The sequence below is a fragment of the Paenibacillus agilis genome, assembly GCF_007786455.1.
Lineage (GTDB): Bacteria > Bacillota > Bacilli > Paenibacillales > Paenibacillaceae > Paenibacillus_B > Paenibacillus_B agilis.
The window spans coordinates 184,714-201,605 of sequence record NZ_VNJK01000002.1 but is presented as its reverse complement, the minus strand read 5'-3'; the positions used below and the strand labels follow the sequence as shown (position 1 = coordinate 201,605).

Sequence of the window (16,892 nt, the reverse complement as noted above, 5' to 3'; positions counted from 1 at the left end):
TTATATTTGCCGCTGGAGAAAAGATTCAACATGTATTAAAAAAAGAGTGCGGATTCATAAAGAACCCGCACTCTTCTATCGTGTTATACGCCGATAACCGTTAACTCTTTAGGGAAGGACGTTAATACACGCACGCCATCCTTCGTAACGATAACATCATCTTCAATACGCACGCCGCCAACGCCTGGAACATATACGCCAGGTTCGATTGTGAATGCCATGCCTGGTTGAAGGATATCTTCATTTTGCTCATGAATAGAAGGATACTCATGTACATCGATACCGAGGCCGTGGCCTAGGCGATGCGTGAAATATTCGCCGTAGCCCTGCTCTGTAATGAGATCGCGTGCTGTACGGTCGAGGGAACCGAATGTAACCCCGGGCTTCACTGCTGCGATTGCGGCTTCGTTTGCCGCTAGAACGGTGTTGTAGATAGCTTTTAATTCATCGCTTACTTCGCCAACGGCAAACGTACGCGTAATATCGGAAGCATAGCCGTCCAAATAAACGCCAAGGTCGAACAATAGCAGGTCGCCCTCTTGAATACGGCGTGTGCCTGGAATGCCGTGCGGTAGTGCAGAATTGTCGCCTGTCAGCACCATAGTAGAGAAGGAAGGGCCTTCAGCACCTTGCTTCTTCATTTCATACTCTAGCTCTGCTACGACTTCAGCTTCGGTCATGCCGACACGCACGCGCTCTACTACGTTGCCAAGCACTGTTTCAACGCAGTCAGCAGCAGCTTGCATGCGCTCAATTTCTGCATCAGTCTTTACAACACGAAGTGCTTGCAGTTCTTGCCCGATGTCTTCAACTTTAGCAGCTTGTACGACAGCTTGCAGTGCCTCATAGCGCTGTACCGTCATATGTGCCTTCTCAATCCCAAATGTGTGAAGGGAAGCTGGTAGCTGTTCGCGTAGAATGGAATAAGGATTGTCCGTATCTTTGTGAGTCACGATGCGCTTAATGGAAGAATCAGCAGCAGCTTTGTCTCCATCTAGAGCAGGGACGATCAAGACAGGTTCTTGTCCTTGTACGAGCGCGATACCGAGGAAGCGCTCATGTGGGTCACAAGCAAAGCCGGTAAAGTAATACACATGCTTCGGATCGGTAATGAGCATAGCGTCCCATTGCATGCGCTCCATTGCTTCATAAAGCTGTTGTACGAGATTATTCATGGTGTAGTCATCCTTTCCGTTCTAAATTGATATATATCGACGATATCATGTTTGTCTTAGAAATGCGAATTTGATAAAGAAAGCACCGGGAGTTGTAGAAGTGGTTGTGTAAGTAGTTCTTAGAAGCTGAAGGAAATTGACATGTTAGAAAAGGTGTAAAGTGAGCTTTAATGAATGGCATTGATGCAACGGTTGCCACAGAGGCTATTCAGTTCAAATATCCTTCATTTGAAATATAAAGGTTGTCAGTGAGCTTTTTTTTCAATGTGAGCGATATCATTCAGCAAGATGGCTAAAATAAGCGCTCCTATGACCGTTACATAATTAATATCGGCGATTTCGCGAAAATAACATCAATGGCGACCGTTAGAAGGTGGAAGGGACATGCCTTCTATCCTGTAAGGCCATCTGAAAGCAGATGATACAGCCTGTGAGCCGCTTGCACATACAGCCTGTAAGTCTGCACCATCGCCTGTCCCATCTTGGATTTCATGTTCATGAAGGATGAAAGCATAGACTCCAGAATAGTCGAAACTAGACCTTATTTATTTCCAAATGTTTCACGTTCCCCGTGGAACATTTTTCGATTATATTCGACTACAGTCTGATGAAATAAAGCGAATAGTGAAAGATTGTGGAAGTAAATATCATTCAAACAGAGAAATAATAATTCTGTGGTATCATTTTCCGACTAGTGCCGAACTGAGAACAGTTCGTTCTGTCCTTGAGATGAGGTTCACATAATATTCGAATTCTAGCTCGATTTTTTGATTTTTGGCACACTATTTCATCTTCATCTGTGGGAAAATGGAAATGTAAGGATAGGAAAAAGGATGATTTTTGATGGAGGGGACCGACGATGGCGACAACGGCAGAACAGCCAGTCCATTGGAATGAACAAACCGTAGAACAGTTAGAGATACGAAAGGCCGGTTATCAACTGTTGGTTGATTTTCTTGGGGAAGCACCGACACTTGAGGTGATAATGTCATGGCGCAATCATCCAGAACTGATTAGATTGTCACAGATCTCAGAAGGAGCACGTATCGTTCATGAGACGTTGTGCAAGATGACAGCAGAGGATATGTATCGTTTGTTCGCTCGCTTGCGTGATGAATATGCACGTTTGTTCAACCGTGGAGGCGAGCTGCCTGTATCTCCATGTGAGACGATGTATCGTGCGAACGAGCAGATGCTGCCGAAGTCTTATGCACAAGAGGTTTGCAAGGAATATGAACAGTTCAGCCTTCACTTTAAGAAGCTAAGAGGCGAGACGGACGACCATATTGCGATTGAACTTGAATTTATGATTACGTTAATTGAAAAAATGCTGAACACGGTTATGACCGAAGAAAGATTCAGCCGCTATATGAATGGGCAGCGTCGATTTGTACAGGAGCATTTGCAATGTTGGGCGGCACGCTTCGCTGATGATTTGAAACAGTATACGACACACCCATTGTACGGTGCTATTGGTACGCTGTTGCAAGAATTTGTAGCACGAGAAGCACGTTGGGCGCTAGAAGGGGACGCGGCATAGAAACATAAATTTGCTGGAAATAACCTTTTGAACAGATGCAAGCTTGGAGCTTGCGATCTTGTACCTTTGTACATGTAACCGAGAACAACCGTAAAGGTTTGTAGTATGAGATAATTAGTATGAAAATGAGGCCATCTGACGTAGGGCATTGTATAAATAGATAGATTTAGAATAATAAAAGGGCTGCCTCGGGTCATGTATATATGACGGAGACAGCCCGTGAGACCTGTCGTTAAGGCAGGTCTTTTTTGCTTTTGTCTGTATAAGTGCTCTTTATACACGCTATTTATAAGTGATAAGAAGTGCTTCAAGCATAGGCATCTTAGATTACGATAGTTTACTTGCATCTATTGAATACCTACGAAAACTTACTTACAAATACATAACCCATTATAGTTGGTTACGCTAACAGCTTTAGACCGATAACAGAAGCGATGATGACTGCGATACACAAGATTCGCTTCCAGTCTTTTTGCTCTTTGAACAGGGTCATTCCTAATACAGCACTACCCGCTGTACCGATACCTGTCCAGATGGCATATGCAGTACCCATCGAAATGGATTTCATTGCATAAGAAAGCATCGAGAAGCTTAATCCGAAGGCTACGGCAAGCATCAAGTATGACTGCCAATTGCGATGTGTCGTAACACGCTTAATTGCGAGTACACCTGCCACTTCAAACAAACCTGCAGTAATCAATATCAACCATGCCATTATGCTGCACCTTCTTTCGCTTCTTCATTCTCATCTTTCGTTACCAGCTTAAGACCGATAACGGCACCAGCCAGCGTTGCAATGAAGAATAGTTTAATTGGGTTGGCGGGCTCCCCGAATACAAGAATTTCCATTAGTACGGTACCTGCAGTACCGATACCCGTAAACACAGCGTATACCGTACCAAGTGGAAGCTTGGAAGCAGCCTCAATTAACACCTTGAAGCTCAGAGCAATAGCACCGATAGTTAAGGCCCAATGCCACCACTCCGTTGAATATTTCAAGCCAGATACCCAGAAAATTTCTAGAAATCCAGCTAAGAGTACCAATCCCCAATGCTTGTTCACGTTGATTCTCCCCTTTACCTTATCTATTTAATAATTTTCATTACTTCACAACATCAGTCATTCCATTACGTGTGTAATGTAAGTGTGCTTGGTTTATTGTTACTGCTCTTAACTCAAGCCTCTCCAGAAAAATAACCATGCTGCTTCCAGTCTTCGCGAAGCACGTTCCGGACCGCCGTAAAGCAGCTCTACGAAAAATCCATCAAGCAAGCAAAGAAATGCTGTGGCAGCTTGTTCAGCGTTCACATCTGCAATCTCTCCCGCTTGCACCGCAGCTGAAATACGTGAAGCTACATATTTCTCCAAGGTGTCCAAATACGTATACAACCGCTCCATGACTTCCTGTTCCATCCCAGCAGGTGGGAAGAAGGAGGTACGCAGCATAAATTTCATGTCCGGATGTGTATCATACCGTTCTTGATAAGTGGTAAGCATCAACGGCAGCAGCTGCTTTAATGGCATTTCACGGTTTGCTTCAGCCAGCTTTGTAATGTAATCCAGCTCGGATTGGAACACATTTTGAACGACCCGCAGAAAAAGATCATCTTTACTTTTAAAATGTGCATATATCGAAGGCTTCTTAATGCCGACCTCTTCAGCAATCATTGCGAGCGAAGTTTCCGCGTAGCCATGCTCCGCAAAGTGGGCAAGTGCAACTTGTTGGATCCGGTTAGCTGTCATAATAGGAGACCTCCTCATTAGCATTATTTTGTTCCAAACAGGCTGTTCCTACTGGATAAGCAAGTTAGAGAATTTTGTATGCCGAGCTTCATATTACTCATCAGTATAATCAACTTTGTCATGGAACTTATTTTAACTACCTAACGGTCGTTAGTTAATATGGTGCTATTATTTCACATGGAGATATGTCTGTCAATATATATAAAAAAGATTTTTTTCTGCATTTGTTATGAATAGCGATTGAGCATGATGTACGGAGTGTAATGATCATACACGAAATGTAGATTGGCAAGAGAAGAGAGTTAAGGGCATAATAAACACATAGACATTCGAAGTGGAGGGCACACACGTAATGAGAAGGGGCATGCAAATTACATTATTTCTAATAATGCTCTTAACGCTCGGCTACTACGTAAATGATACATTTGGTCGAACAATTGCCACAACGCTAAGTATTTTGACTACAATTGCTGTTTTCACGTTGGCTCTTATTATTTTCATGGAGAATCGACATCCATCCAGTACGATGGCTTGGCTGCTAATTCTAGCACTTATCCCTGTGCTAGGATTCGTCTTTTACCTGTTGTTTGGGCAAAATTATCGCAAACGTCGCAAGTACTCGAAGAAGGCGAAGCGTGATAAAGAAGAGTATGCGTTTCTAAAGGCGCAGTGGATTGAGAGCCAATACACAGCCAGAGAATTTACGTCAGAACAGCGCAAGCTGCTGCTGCTTATGAATCGTATTAGTAATAGTACAGTTAGTTTTTCTACAGAGACTAAGGTGCTGACGAATGGGGAAGAGACCTTTTCCGCCTTGCTGCATGAATTGCGAATGGCACAGCATCACATCCATATGGAATATTACATATACCGCGATGATGATATTGGTAGAGAAATTCAGCAAATTTTGATTGAAAAAGCAAAAGCCGGGGTACATGTTCGTTTTATGTATGATGCGGTAGGCAGTGTATATTTGAAAAAAAGCTTTGTAAAAGAACTGCGTGAAGCAGGCGTTCAAGTGGCTGTATTCGGTCCTGTGCGATTCCATCTTGTGTCCAACAAGGTTAATTATCGTAACCATCGGAAAATTGTAGTTATCGATAGTAGCGTTGGATTTATGGGGGGATTAAATGTTGGGGACGAATATTTGAGCCGTAACAAGACGTACGGTTTCTGGCGGGACACACATATGATTGTTCGGGGGGAAGCGGTGCAAACGCTGCAAGCTATTTTCCTTAAAGATTGGCGTCATATGATGAAGGAGAAGGTTGTAGATCCGAAATATTTTGTATCCTGCAACACGTTAAATCCAGAAGCAGAGCACGGGGCTGTCCAAATTATTGCGAGTGGACCCGATCAAGAATTCCAGACGATGAAAAATCTGTTCTTCTCGATGGTCACTTCTGCACAGAAGTCGATTTGGATCGCTACCCCGTATTTTGTACCAGATGAGGACTTGCTTACTGCACTTAAGGTAGCTGCTTTATCAGGGCTTGATATTCGATTGCTGTTTCCTGCGAAGCCAGATCGATGGCTGCCTTTTCTCGCATCTCATTCCTATTTCCCAGGGCTCATTGAGTCTGGTGTCAAAATATATGAATACGAAAAAGGCTTCTTGCACTCCAAGCTCGTCATTGTCGATGGGGAAATTGCGACCATTGGCACGACGAATATGGATATGCGCAGCTTTTATTTGAACTTTGAGGTGAATGCGCTGCTTGTGCGTACAGATAGTATCGAGCGGCTTGTGACAGACTTTGAGCGTGATCTTCAATCAGCAGCTCGTATTAATGAAGAACAATTCAAAAAGAGGAAAAAAAGAACGAGGTTCTTGGAATCTTTAGCACGATTATTTTCTCCGTTATTATAGTAGCAGCGTTAAATTTGAAAGGGTTTTTGGCATGTTCTTTGTAGGTGGAGCATGCTGGAACCTTTTTTTGTTACCGATAGCCGAAAAAATTCAACCTATATTGTGCCATGGAAACGATTGACTATCTAATGGGCATATGTCATCATAGAGAAAAGATGAGAACGATTATCATTATTTTTAACGCTTGCAGTTTATCAATTTAGGTATGGGGTTGGAATTCGAGCTGGGCCCATACGTTGAGGAGGGCCGTCATGGCAGGATTGCAGACTGAATCGATAACATTAGCCTATGATGACACGGTCATTGTGGATCAGTTGTCTTTAAATATCCCGCAGGGGAAGATTACAGTACTAATCGGCAGCAATGGATGCGGCAAGTCAACGCTGCTGCGCTCACTCGCTCGTTTGCTCAAGCCGAACGAAGGCTCTGTCCTCTTGAATGGGCATGATATTCATACTTCTTCTACGAAGGAAGTTGCACGCAAGCTCGCTATTTTGCCTCAGGGGCCTGTCGCTCCAGAAGGATTGACGGTACAACAGCTGGTGAAGCAGGGCAGATATCCTTATCAGAGTTGGCTGAAGCAGTGGTCAGAAGAAGATGAGCGCTGCGTTAATCATGCTTTGAAGGTAACAGGGATGGAAGAACTGAAGCACCGTCCAGTAGATGCGCTATCAGGCGGCCAACGTCAGCGTGCGTGGATTGCGCTAACATTGGCTCAAAATACGGATATCATCCTGTTGGATGAGCCTACAACCTATTTGGATCTCAGCCATCAGATTGAGATTCTTGATTTGCTGTATGATTTGAACCGTGAAGAAGGCCGTACGGTCGTCATGGTACTGCATGACTTGAATTTGGCTTGCCGCTACGCAGATTATATCGTTGCTGTGCAAAATAAAGGCATCTATGCAGAAGGCGCACCAGAAGAAATACTATCCCCACAGCTCGTGAAGGATGTATTCCAGATGGATTGCATGATCTGCTGTGATCCGATCTTTGGCACCCCAATGTGCGTGCCTCATGGGAAAGGACGCAATTGCATCAAAGATGCACTCTCGTTCAAGCAAAACGCTGATTTGCTGCGTGCCGTTGCTACTGATTATTCTGCTTTGGCAGTGGCAGCGAAATAACCGCAGCAATGTTATAGATGGGAATACATAGCCCGCCCTCCTCTCACATTACAGGTGAGAAGGGGCGGGCTTTTTGTTGTTTTACAAAAATACAGTGCGGAGTGTTTTTGAATCAAATTTATCCATGTCAACATTTTCAAATTAGATTTAAAAAATTGAAGTTGGAGAATGTATCGTTGTCGCGTACAATTAGGGTTGTTCGTGCATTTTACGCACACAGTGGATAGAGAAATCATATTGAATAGAAGACGGAGGTGCGCTTTATGAAATATCGCAGCGTCTTTGATATAATCGGGCCCATTATGGTAGGGCCGTCAAGTTCGCATACTGCGGGAGCTGCTAAGATTGGCAGGCTTGCTCGCAGTATTTTTGGGCGTCAGCCGCAGTCGGTGCACATCTCGTTGTACGGATCGTTTGCAGAGACATATAAAGGTCACGCAACAGATGTGGCATTGATCGGCGGGTTGTTAGATTATGAGCCAGATGATGTCAGATTGCCAGAAGCACCGCGCTATGCAGAGGAAGCGGGCATGGCAGTTACCATTACGACAGAGGAAGCTGTGCCCGATCATCCGAACACGGCTCGTATCCGCATGCAAGATGAGCGCGATAATATGGAGATCGTCGGGATCTCAATCGGTGGCGGCAAAGTTGAAATTTGTGAGCTGAACGGATTTCCGCTTCAGCTGTCTGGCACGTGTCCTGCTATTTTAATCGTGAATGAGGATCGATTTGGAGTCGTAGCTGCAGTTACTCAGTTGTTAAGTAGAGAGCAAGTAAATATCGGAAATATGAAAGTATCGCGTAAGGAAAAAGGCGAGCGTGCTTTGATGATTATAGAAACCGATGAACGAATGAAGCAGCCGTTGTTAGATGAGATAAACCAACTGGCGGGCGTTATTCGTGTGCTTCGAATGGAAGATTAATTTTGGCTAACTAGTTGAGGGGGTACACTATGTTTCGCAATGTAGCGGAGCTAATTGCATTAACGGAGGAGCACTCCTGTTCGATCGCAGAAATTATGATTGAGCTGGAGATGAAGGCTACCGATAGAACGAGGGAAGAGATTCGCGCCCAGATGGGCCGCAATCTCGATGTGATGGAGCAAGCAGTGGAACGCGGGTTGGCTGGTGTGAAGTCGCATTCTGGCTTGACTGGCGGAGATGCAGTAAAGCTGAAAGCATATATGAACAGCGGGCGAGGCTTAAGCGGAGATACACTGCTTGATGCTGTTTGCAAGGCAATCGCAACAAATGAAGTCAATGCCGCAATGGGTATGATTTGTGCAACACCAACGGCGGGTTCCGCAGGCGTTGTGCCGGGTACGTTGTTTGCTTTGCGTGAAAAGCTGAATCCAAGCCGTGATGAGATGATAGATTACTTGTTCACATCTGGAGCATTTGGCCTTGTGGCAGCGAATAATGCATCTATTAGCGGTGCAGCAGGCGGCTGTCAGGCAGAAGTGGGCACGGCCTCCGGTATGGCGGCAGCTTCCATTGTAGCTCTAGCAGGTGGAACACCGAAGCAATCCGCACAGGGGATGGCAATCGCCCTTAAGAACTTGTTGGGGCTGGTCTGTGATCCAGTCGCAGGATTGGTTGAGGTACCTTGTGTAAAGCGTAATGCAATGGGTGCGGCTGTGGCGATGATGGCAGCAGATATGGCGCTTGCAGGTATTGAGAGCGTTATTCCATGTGATGAGGTTATCGATGCAATGTACCGTATAGGTCAAACGATGCCGGTCGCTTTGAAAGAAACCGCGCAAGGCGGTCTTGCAGCAACACCGACAGGTGAAAAACTGAAGAAGCAGATCATGCAGTAGCAGAGTAGGTATTCTGTCCATGTTGAGGTAATAGGCTGGCGATGGAATATTACTATGTTAAACAGCTGAACATATAAGGTATAATAAATATTTGAGAGTCTAAATGTAATTATACAAACATATATGTGCATTCCAATTTTCCTTTGGATATGCACTCGCATAAGGAATATATAGACAAGCCTAACATATAATTATATGCTGAGGCTTCGCATGGAGCAGCGTGCTGCTGAGGAGGTCGTAACTGATGTCAGAATGGAATAGTCAGGCTGCGCCTACGCACGGTGCAACCGAGCAGCGGAAAGCAGAGCATGTCCGCATTTGCTTGGATGAAGCAGTAAACAGTGTCGGTGTATTAACAGGTCTGGAGCAGTATCGCTTTCTTCACCAGGCATTGCCGGAGATAAACTTTGATGACATTGATCTGTCTACGTCATGGTTCAGCAAGCGAGTCGCGACCCCGTTACTAATTAGCTCGATGACAGGCGGGAGCTATGGGACAGGCAGCATTAATCGCCGACTGGCTGAAGCGGCTGAGGCACGCGGGTGGGCAATGGGGGTAGGATCTGTACGTGCGGCGGTAGAGAATCCAGAAGTGGCTTCGACCTTCCGATTGCGTGACGTTGCACCTACCATCCCTATCTTTGCTAATATTGGTGCGGTGCAGCTTAATGCCGGCATGGGTATTGAGGAATGCCAAAGAGCGGTAGAGATTGTTGAGGCTGACGCGTTGATTCTCCACTTGAATGCTTTGCAAGAAGTGTTCCAGCCTGAAGGAGATATTGATTTTAGCGGATTGTTGGTCAAGATCGAACATATATGTCGTAATCTTTCTGTCCCAGTAGGTGTGAAAGAAGTGGGCTGGGGAATCGCTTCTGATACAGCGGTGCAGCTTGCTAATACGGGTGTCGAATTTATTGACGTCGCGGGTGCAGGCGGTACTTCATGGATTCAGGTAGAAAAGTACCGCTCCAACGATGCAATGAAGCGCAGAGCTGCTGATGTCTTTGCGGACTGGGGCATTGCGACCGCTGATAGTGTCATTCAAGTGCGCGAAGCGTTACCGGAGATTAAGATTGTAGCGAGCGGCGGGATGCATAACGGGGTTGAAGCAGCTAAGGCTATTGCTTTGGGTGCCGATGCAGCGGGCTTCGGGCGTTCGCTGTTGCAAGCAGCTGTTGATTCGGACGAAGCGATTGATGATGTGTTGGCTCAAATAGAGTTCGAACTTCGAGTTACGATGTTCGGAATTGGAGCACGTACAATTGAGGAACTGCGCCACACGAAGCGACTTTTGAAAAAAATATAACGAGAACATAAGTAAGTTCAGATTTGCTTTGTTCTAACAAGCCGATGACAGTGGATAGCTGCTGCATCGGCTTTTTGAGATTAGGGCTATTATATGTTGAATTTTATATGAGTATTTAACTACATATACATCTAATTATAGGTACATATAGATTCACTTACTGTAGTTGCATAGCCGTATCGTCGGGATGTGTACGCAAATCGGCTGAATCTATACATCAGGGGGCTGACAGCATGAAACAGAAGGTAGCAACAATTACTCGTTCAATGCAAGGCGTTTTTCAAAAAAAGAGAATGTCTATTAAACAGCGATTCATTATTCTTGTAACTATAATTACGGTTGGATTTATGATAGCCGGAACGGTATCCAACCTGCATTCGAGGACACTCATCGACAGCATGGATCAAATGTACAACGAACATATGCAAAATGTCATTCGCGCAGAGAAAATGATGCTTGCCTTCAAACAGTCCGAGTTGTACTTGGAACGTACGATTGAAAGTGAAACGATGGATGAGGCAACGGGACATGTCAATGATTATATGCGCTTCGTTATGGAGGTTCGCCAGCCGCTGCAGGAAATCAATAAGAGCAGCCATGGGCAGCAGGCAGCAAAGTATTTGGAGGCGATCGAGACACATTTATTTAAGCTGGAATATTTGGCTGCAGAGATGAAAGGCTATATTGCTGATGGCAAGTTGGAACAGTTTAAGCCAGATATCGAAGCAGAAATAAGGCCGATTGAGAAAAAAGTGTTCGCTGACATGCTGCTTATTGAGGAAAGTAGCCTAAAAGCGGCGGAGCAAATTTATTTGGATAATAAGTCGGATGCAATTCAAAGTCGAACGTTAAATGTTGTCATTATGATCGCTATGGCTATTGCTTGTATATGGATGGGCGTAGCAACAAGTAAGGCGATCCGTAAACCGATTGATGCGCTCCAGCATTTGATGGCCAGAGCAGCAAGCGGCGACTTGAGTGCAACGAGTAAAGATATCGGAACTGATGAGTTAGGTCGTCTGTCGGTGAGCTACAACGAAATGATTCAGGGTTTGAGACAGCTTGTGGAGCTCATTCAAAAGAGTACCAGTGTACTGATGGATAACGTATCTGTTGTTGCTGAATTTGCAGTACAGTCTCAGCAAGGTGCTCAACAGACGGCAGCAGCGATGCAGCGTACAGACGAAAGTGCAAAGCGTCAACAGTCTTCTGCTGGGGAGACACTGCGCGCGATGGAAGATATGGCAAACAGCATTCAGCATATTGTTCATGCTACGACTGAAGTTGCTGATATTACACAGCATGCAGGCCAGCATGCAGCGCGTGGCGCAGTGAAGATGGAGCAAGCCGTTCATGAAATGGATCGGATTCATCAAGCTGTACAAGGCGCTGGGAATACGGTACAGGAGCTGCAGCAGCATTCGAAAGCAATCGTTCATGTCATTACGGTTATTGAACAAATAAGTTCACAGACATCCTTGTTAGCGATTAACGCTACCATTGAAGCGGCTCGTGCTGGTGAACACGGTAGAGGATTTAGTGTTGTCGCGGATGAAGTTCGCCAGCTTGCAGATCAATCTGGAGAGTCATTGAAACGAATAAGCAAGATGGTTGAGGCAATTCAGCGTAATACGGGCTATATGGCAGATGCGATGTCTGAAGTATCCAGTCAAACGCAAGCAGGTCAAGAGACCGTATCAGCAGCGGGTGTTATGTTCAGTGAGCTTCATCAGCAGATAAACCAAGTGGTAGAGCAAACAGAGTCTGTATCGGCGTCCGTGCAAGAGATGAGTGCTTGCACAGAGGAGATAACAGCAGCCAGCTCGGAAATGGCTGCCTTGTCTGAGAATGCAGCGGGAGAAGTTCAGCTTGTCACAACGATGACGACAACACAGTTGGATCATATGAGTCGAATTTCAACTATTTTAGACGAGTTGTATGAAATGGCATTTGGGCTCGACGAGCAAGTGAACAAGTTCCGTTTAGAAGCCAAAATTGGCAGTAAGAAATAGTTATAAAAGTAAGAAGAAGTACGTGCAGGCAAGAGTAGTAAAGGGCGATATGGGAACAGTAAGGGATAGAGAATAATCGCAAATAGGTACTGTCTACATATGTTTTTGATACCGGTAACATTTACCTTTAGCTATTAGCGGTTTGTTGTGATTACAATGATCTTTATACTTATCGGTCCTAAGACCAGATTACAATCGGATTTGAGTAGAGAGGGTGTCCATCAACAGCATGTCAAACAAGCAAGAAAGTCCTTCTACTGTAGACAAGAAGGCTGGCACAACAGAACGTTTCAGTTCCGCAGGCTTTATTTTGGCGGCAATCGGAAGTTCTGTAGGTTTGGGTAATATGTGGAAATTTACGTATGTAACAGGACAGAATGGCGGAGGTGCCTTCTTCCTATTGTTCATTGCCTGCTTGTTGATCGTTGGCTTGCCCGTATTAATGGGAGAGTTGGCAGTTGGTCGTGCAGGTCGTGGCGACGCCGTTATATCTTTTTCTAAGTTGTCAGGCAAGAAGTGGTGGGGAGCACTCGGCTTTGTTTCCGTTGTGGCTGCATTCCTCGTAATGACGTTTTACAGTACAATCGCGGGCTGGACACTGCATTATGCGGTACAGTCGATAAGCGGAGCTTTATTTGAAAGTACAGATTATCAAGCAGTTTACGATACATTCACAGCAAGTACTGCTCCTATTTGGTGGCAAATTGCTATCTTTATCATAACGGGTATTGTCATCGCAAAAGGGATATCTAGTGGTATTGAGAAGTTTAATAAAATTGTGATTCCGGGCTTGCTCATCATTCTCGTTATTATGCTCGTGCGTACGTTGACGTTGGATGGAGCAGCGGAAGGTATTCGTTACTTCTTATATCCTGATTTTTCACAGCTTACGTTCACTTCTGCCCTGGAGGCATTAGGGCTAGCGTTCTTCTCGCTTTCTCTAGGGATGGGCGCGATGCTTACGTACGGAGCTTATGTGGAGAAACACCAGTCGTTATCAGCGGCAACACTTGCGGTTGGGGCTGGAGATTTGGCGTATGCGCTAATTGCAGGTCTCATCATCTTCCCGACGACTTTCACATTCGGGATCGCACCGAACTCAGGTCCAGGACTCGTGTTCGTAGCACTGCCAGCTGCCTTTGCAGCGATGCCATTTGGCAATCTGTTTGGCGGTTTATTCTTTATTTTGCTGGCCATCGCAGCGATTACGTCTTGTTTAGCGTTGATTGAGGTGCCTGTCGCGTACTTGATGCGTAAATATGGTCATGGCCGTACGAAGGCGACTGTATTTGTTATGATTGCCATGTATGTGCTGGCATTACCTGTAACATTAGCAGCAGGTGGCGCACTGTCAGATGTGACGTTCGCAGGTCGCAACTTGTTTGATTGGTTGGATTTCGTGACATCCAATATTATGCTTCCGTTAGGTGGCTTGTTCGTGACCATTCTAGTCGGATTCGTCTGGAAGGGTGCGGGGGAAGAAACAGGTATGAAAGGATGGTGGCTTAAGGCTTGGTTGTTCTCCATGCGCTATATTGCCCCAATTCTAATTGTGCTTATCTTCCTCAAATATGCGGGGATCATTTAAAAAACAGTTTGACATTAAGAATTGAAAAGCAAGTATGGAAAGAAACGAGCAAACCTTCATTTTATAAGAAGGTTTGCTTTTTTTGTGTATAAAAAAGGGGATAAGAAAAAATTTCCAATCATAATAAATGTGTGTATGTGCAACCTTCGACATATATAGCCCGTCTGAAGCATGAACACAAAAGAACAACACAACTTTGAGGAGGTACTAGTTATGAAAGCATGGAATAAACTTCTCCTAACTACAACAGCCGTTACACTTTTAGCACTACCATTGTCAGCATCCGCTCTTAGCAGCGTAAATGCAACAGGACCAGTTCCTACTGCAAAGGTTATCGAAAACAAGCAAGAAGCAGCTGAGCAAGCAGGTACAAAAGGATTATTGGAGCAGATTGTACATACAAAGAAAGGCAGCCAAGTTTTCGTTAAAGGCGAAGGGCTACGCCCAATAGATCAGGATACAATCATCCTGAATGTAACTAACAGCGTGCCAGTTGTTGATCAGCATGGTAATCCTGCTGATTTGTTGGAAGCTTTGCAGCAAGAATGGACGGTAACAGCTTATTATAACCCAGCGATTACGAAGAGCTTGCCAGCTAAAGGTAACGCGGAGAAGTTCGTAGTTGAGCGTCCGGAGGTTAAAGCAATGGTATCTACAGGTATCATTGATTCTACAGGAAAAGACCGTGTCGTCATGGTTGGCGATAGCAAAATCGTACTGAACATGTCTGAAGAGACGGTTATCACAGATAAAAACGGTAAAGCGCTTAAGCAGTCCGATCTGAAAGCTGGTCAGCGCATTGAGGCTCACTACGGTCCGATGATGACAGCAAGCTTGCCGCCAATTAGCCCAGCTCAAAAGATTGTTGTCTTGGGTGAAACAAGCCACGTAGAAGGCGTTGTAGGAAAAGATATGAGCAAAGATGCAAAGAGCATCTATATTGATACAGCGGGCGACAAAAAAATGGAGAACGATATGATCCTTCATCTTAACGAGGATACTTCCATTATTAACATTGTCGGCACACCAGTAAAGCCGGAAGAGATCAAGAAAGGCACGAAGGTAGCTGCTTATCATTCTCTTGCAACTACATTCTCCCTTCCTGCACAAAGTAGTGCTTATGTAATTGTTGTACTACCTGAACCAGTAAAATAACTTAAAGAACACAAACAACCCCAGCCGCTAATTAGCAGCTGGGGTTGTTTGCGTTCTTGTATAAAAAAAGGGAGAATGTCGTTCAATATAGGAGTAACCGCTTATATTGATGTTGAAACATGTCTTCGTTTGACGAAACATAGAATTTATTGTCAATAGGATAAAATAATCATTTTCAAATATTTTTTGATTCGACAGGAGGATAAAAAAGGAAGATGACGAATACAAATATTGTCGAATCCTCAACTATGTTATTTATAACGCAATAAAGGAGGCGAAAACTAAGTTAAGAAAGCAACTTATCATACCGATTTACAATCCGCAAGATTTAAACGTATCTCACTTGTTTAGAGGGAGCCGCAATTACCTCATTTTTAAAAAGAATGAATATCGATTAATCGAGTTCTACGCACAAACAATAACGTATTATTTCCCGCGAGTTAACCAAGCATTTCGATATTTAGGTAAAAACAGCTAGTTTTCTTTCATTAGCCAGGTTTATTTCTTTATGCTTTCATTCGGTATACCTTTAAAGCAATACATAAGCGCTGCTGAAAGGTAGGAAGCAGACGCCTATTTCTAAATGCATGTATGGAGGGGCGCTATGGGAAAAGTGGCTTTCTTGTTCCCTGGTCAGGGATCTCAAATCGTAGGAATGGGTAAAAACTATGCTAGAAGATTTGGTAATGACTTTGAATCTATTTTTGAAGAAGCTGGTGATGCGCTCGGCTTTGATATAAGGCAGCTTTGTTATGCAGGTCCTGAACGTGATCTGATGAAGACTGAATTTGCGCAGCCAGCCATTGTGACAGTTAGTAGCGGTATTTTGCGGGTGCTTGTTCGAGAAGGTCTGTGTCCTGATATTGTAGCTGGTCATAGTGTAGGTCAATTTTCGGCTTTAGTAGCCGCTGGTGTTCTATCATTTGCTGATGCAGTGAAACTGGTACGCAAGCGTGGTGAATTCATGGCTGCTGTACAGACGCCTGGAACGATGGCTGCTGTTGTAGTATCACAACCAGAGCAGATGTCACAGGTGACAGCATTAGTCAAGGAAATGGATCTTGATATTGCTGGAAAGAATACACCAAGCCAAATCGTAGTATCGGGCGCGAATCATGTCGTTCCTATGCTGTTGGAGCAGTTGCAAGCGATACAAGGGATAAAAACGAAGCCTTTGGCCGTATCGCATGCGTTCCATTCTCGACTTATGTTTGAGATGGAAGAGCCATTAATGGCCTATGCTGAAGGTTTATCCTTTTACGATGCTCAAATTCCTGTCGTGCTCAATAAATCGGCAAAAGTAACGACAGCAGTTGCTGATGTTATGGAGGATATTCGAGCACAATGCACGCAACCAGTAGCTTGGAGCCAGACAATAGAAGCTATAGGTCAATATGAAGTCCAACATGTCATCGAAGTAGGCGCTGGAAATACGCTCACGGGGATGATGCGCTCATTCGGGAGCCATTGGAAAGGGCAATCTACGAACTCTCCTATGGAGCTAGAGAAAGTATTGCAACTAATGCGGAAGTTTAAAGAGGGGGCATAGGG

At 44.6% G+C, this 16,892-nt stretch carries 14 protein-coding genes; 10 read left to right on the top strand and 4 right to left on the bottom strand.

What is annotated here, in order from left to right; all coding sequences use genetic code 11:
• Positions 1 to 83: 83 nt before the first annotated feature.
• Complete coding sequence (locus tag FPZ44_RS17315) at positions 84 to 1,175, bottom strand: M24 family metallopeptidase (protein WP_144992130.1); 1,092 nt, start codon at positions 1,173 to 1,175, stop codon at positions 84 to 86.
• Between the two features lie 859 nt (positions 1,176 to 2,034).
• Between FPZ44_RS17315 and FPZ44_RS17310 the strand changes: the two genes are divergently transcribed.
• Positions 2,035 to 2,715: a TorD/DmsD family molecular chaperone gene (locus FPZ44_RS17310; protein ID WP_144992128.1), complete on the top strand. Its 681-nt coding sequence runs from the start codon at positions 2,035 to 2,037 to the stop codon at positions 2,713 to 2,715.
• A gap of 400 nt (positions 2,716 to 3,115) precedes the next feature.
• Here the strand turns inward: FPZ44_RS17310 and FPZ44_RS17305 are convergent, their stop codons facing one another.
• From FPZ44_RS17305 to FPZ44_RS17295, 3 genes are all read right to left on the bottom strand, one after another.
• Positions 3,116 to 3,430: a DMT family transporter gene (locus tag FPZ44_RS17305; RefSeq protein WP_144992126.1), complete on the bottom strand. Its 315-nt coding sequence runs from the start codon at positions 3,428 to 3,430 to the stop codon at positions 3,116 to 3,118.
• Complete coding sequence (locus tag FPZ44_RS17300) at positions 3,430 to 3,777, bottom strand: DMT family transporter (RefSeq protein WP_144992124.1); 348 nt, start codon at positions 3,775 to 3,777, stop codon at positions 3,430 to 3,432. Before FPZ44_RS17300 ends, FPZ44_RS17305 begins: the two co-directional genes overlap by 1 nt.
• Positions 3,778 to 3,885: 108 nt before the next feature.
• Complete coding sequence (locus FPZ44_RS17295; RefSeq protein WP_144992122.1) at positions 3,886 to 4,458, bottom strand: TetR/AcrR family transcriptional regulator; 573 nt, start codon at positions 4,456 to 4,458, stop codon at positions 3,886 to 3,888.
• Positions 4,459 to 4,810: 352 nt separating this feature from the next.
• On the opposite strand from FPZ44_RS17295, the gene cls reads away from it, so the two are divergent.
• The 9 genes from cls to FPZ44_RS17250 all read left to right on the top strand — a co-directional run bounded on the left by cls (position 4,811) and on the right by FPZ44_RS17250 (position 16,890).
• Positions 4,811 to 6,328 carry a cardiolipin synthase gene (cls, locus tag FPZ44_RS17290; protein ID WP_144992120.1) on the top strand — a complete coding sequence of 506 codons (1,518 nt, stop codon included), beginning with the start codon at positions 4,811 to 4,813 and terminating at the stop codon, positions 6,326 to 6,328.
• Positions 6,329 to 6,579: 251 nt separating this feature from the next.
• Positions 6,580 to 7,458 (top strand): ABC transporter ATP-binding protein, encoded by an 879-nt coding sequence (locus FPZ44_RS17285; protein ID WP_144992118.1) that lies wholly within the window; start codon positions 6,580 to 6,582, stop codon positions 7,456 to 7,458.
• 263 nt (positions 7,459 to 7,721) lie between these two features.
• Complete coding sequence (sdaAB, locus tag FPZ44_RS17280) at positions 7,722 to 8,384, top strand: L-serine ammonia-lyase, iron-sulfur-dependent subunit beta (protein ID WP_144992116.1); 663 nt, start codon at positions 7,722 to 7,724, stop codon at positions 8,382 to 8,384.
• Between the two features lie 29 nt (positions 8,385 to 8,413).
• A complete protein-coding gene (gene sdaAA, locus FPZ44_RS17275; RefSeq protein WP_144992114.1) occupies positions 8,414 to 9,280 on the top strand; it encodes an L-serine ammonia-lyase, iron-sulfur-dependent, subunit alpha in 867 nt (288 codons plus the stop codon).
• 244 nt (positions 9,281 to 9,524) lie between these two features.
• Complete coding sequence (fni, locus tag FPZ44_RS17270; protein ID WP_144992112.1) at positions 9,525 to 10,586, top strand: type 2 isopentenyl-diphosphate Delta-isomerase; 1,062 nt, start codon at positions 9,525 to 9,527, stop codon at positions 10,584 to 10,586.
• Between the two features lie 233 nt (positions 10,587 to 10,819).
• Entirely contained in the window at positions 10,820 to 12,598 is a 1,779-nt protein-coding gene (locus FPZ44_RS17265; protein WP_144992110.1) for a methyl-accepting chemotaxis protein, read from the top strand.
• A 229-nt stretch (positions 12,599 to 12,827) separates the two neighbouring features.
• On the top strand, positions 12,828 to 14,186 hold the full coding sequence (locus tag FPZ44_RS17260) for a sodium-dependent transporter (protein ID WP_144992108.1): 1,359 nt from the start codon (positions 12,828 to 12,830) through the stop codon (positions 14,184 to 14,186).
• Positions 14,187 to 14,399: 213 nt separating this feature from the next.
• Positions 14,400 to 15,341: a hypothetical protein gene (locus FPZ44_RS17255; protein ID WP_144992106.1), complete on the top strand. Its 942-nt coding sequence runs from the start codon at positions 14,400 to 14,402 to the stop codon at positions 15,339 to 15,341.
• A 604-nt stretch (positions 15,342 to 15,945) separates the two neighbouring features.
• A complete protein-coding gene (locus FPZ44_RS17250) occupies positions 15,946 to 16,890 on the top strand; it encodes an ACP S-malonyltransferase (RefSeq protein WP_186786118.1) in 945 nt (314 codons plus the stop codon).
• The last annotated feature ends 2 nt before the right edge of the window (positions 16,891 to 16,892 follow it).

Excerpts from the sequence above, each read along its gene's own strand:
- FPZ44_RS17255 (WP_144992106.1), top strand. The coding sequence starts at position 14,400 with ATGAAAGCATGGAATAAACTTCTCCTAACTACAACAGCCGTTACACTT.
- FPZ44_RS17285 (WP_144992118.1), top strand. The coding sequence starts at position 6,580 with ATGGCAGGATTGCAGACTGAATCGATAACATTAGCCTATGATGACACG.
- FPZ44_RS17315 (WP_144992130.1), bottom strand. The coding sequence starts at position 1,175 with ATGAATAATCTCGTACAACAGCTTTATGAAGCAATGGAGCGCATGCAA.
- FPZ44_RS17305 (WP_144992126.1), bottom strand. The coding sequence starts at position 3,430 with ATGGCATGGTTGATATTGATTACTGCAGGTTTGTTTGAAGTGGCAGGT.
- FPZ44_RS17250 (WP_186786118.1), top strand. The coding sequence starts at position 15,946 with ATGGGAAAAGTGGCTTTCTTGTTCCCTGGTCAGGGATCTCAAATCGTA.
- FPZ44_RS17310 (WP_144992128.1), top strand. The coding sequence starts at position 2,035 with ATGGCGACAACGGCAGAACAGCCAGTCCATTGGAATGAACAAACCGTA.
- cls (WP_144992120.1), top strand. The coding sequence starts at position 4,811 with ATGAGAAGGGGCATGCAAATTACATTATTTCTAATAATGCTCTTAACG.
- FPZ44_RS17265 (WP_144992110.1), top strand. The coding sequence starts at position 10,820 with ATGAAACAGAAGGTAGCAACAATTACTCGTTCAATGCAAGGCGTTTTT.
- sdaAA (WP_144992114.1), top strand. The coding sequence starts at position 8,414 with ATGTTTCGCAATGTAGCGGAGCTAATTGCATTAACGGAGGAGCACTCC.
- FPZ44_RS17295 (WP_144992122.1), bottom strand. The coding sequence starts at position 4,458 with ATGACAGCTAACCGGATCCAACAAGTTGCACTTGCCCACTTTGCGGAG.
- FPZ44_RS17260 (WP_144992108.1), top strand. The coding sequence starts at position 12,828 with ATGTCAAACAAGCAAGAAAGTCCTTCTACTGTAGACAAGAAGGCTGGC.
- fni (WP_144992112.1), top strand. The coding sequence starts at position 9,525 with ATGTCAGAATGGAATAGTCAGGCTGCGCCTACGCACGGTGCAACCGAG.
- sdaAB (WP_144992116.1), top strand. The coding sequence starts at position 7,722 with ATGAAATATCGCAGCGTCTTTGATATAATCGGGCCCATTATGGTAGGG.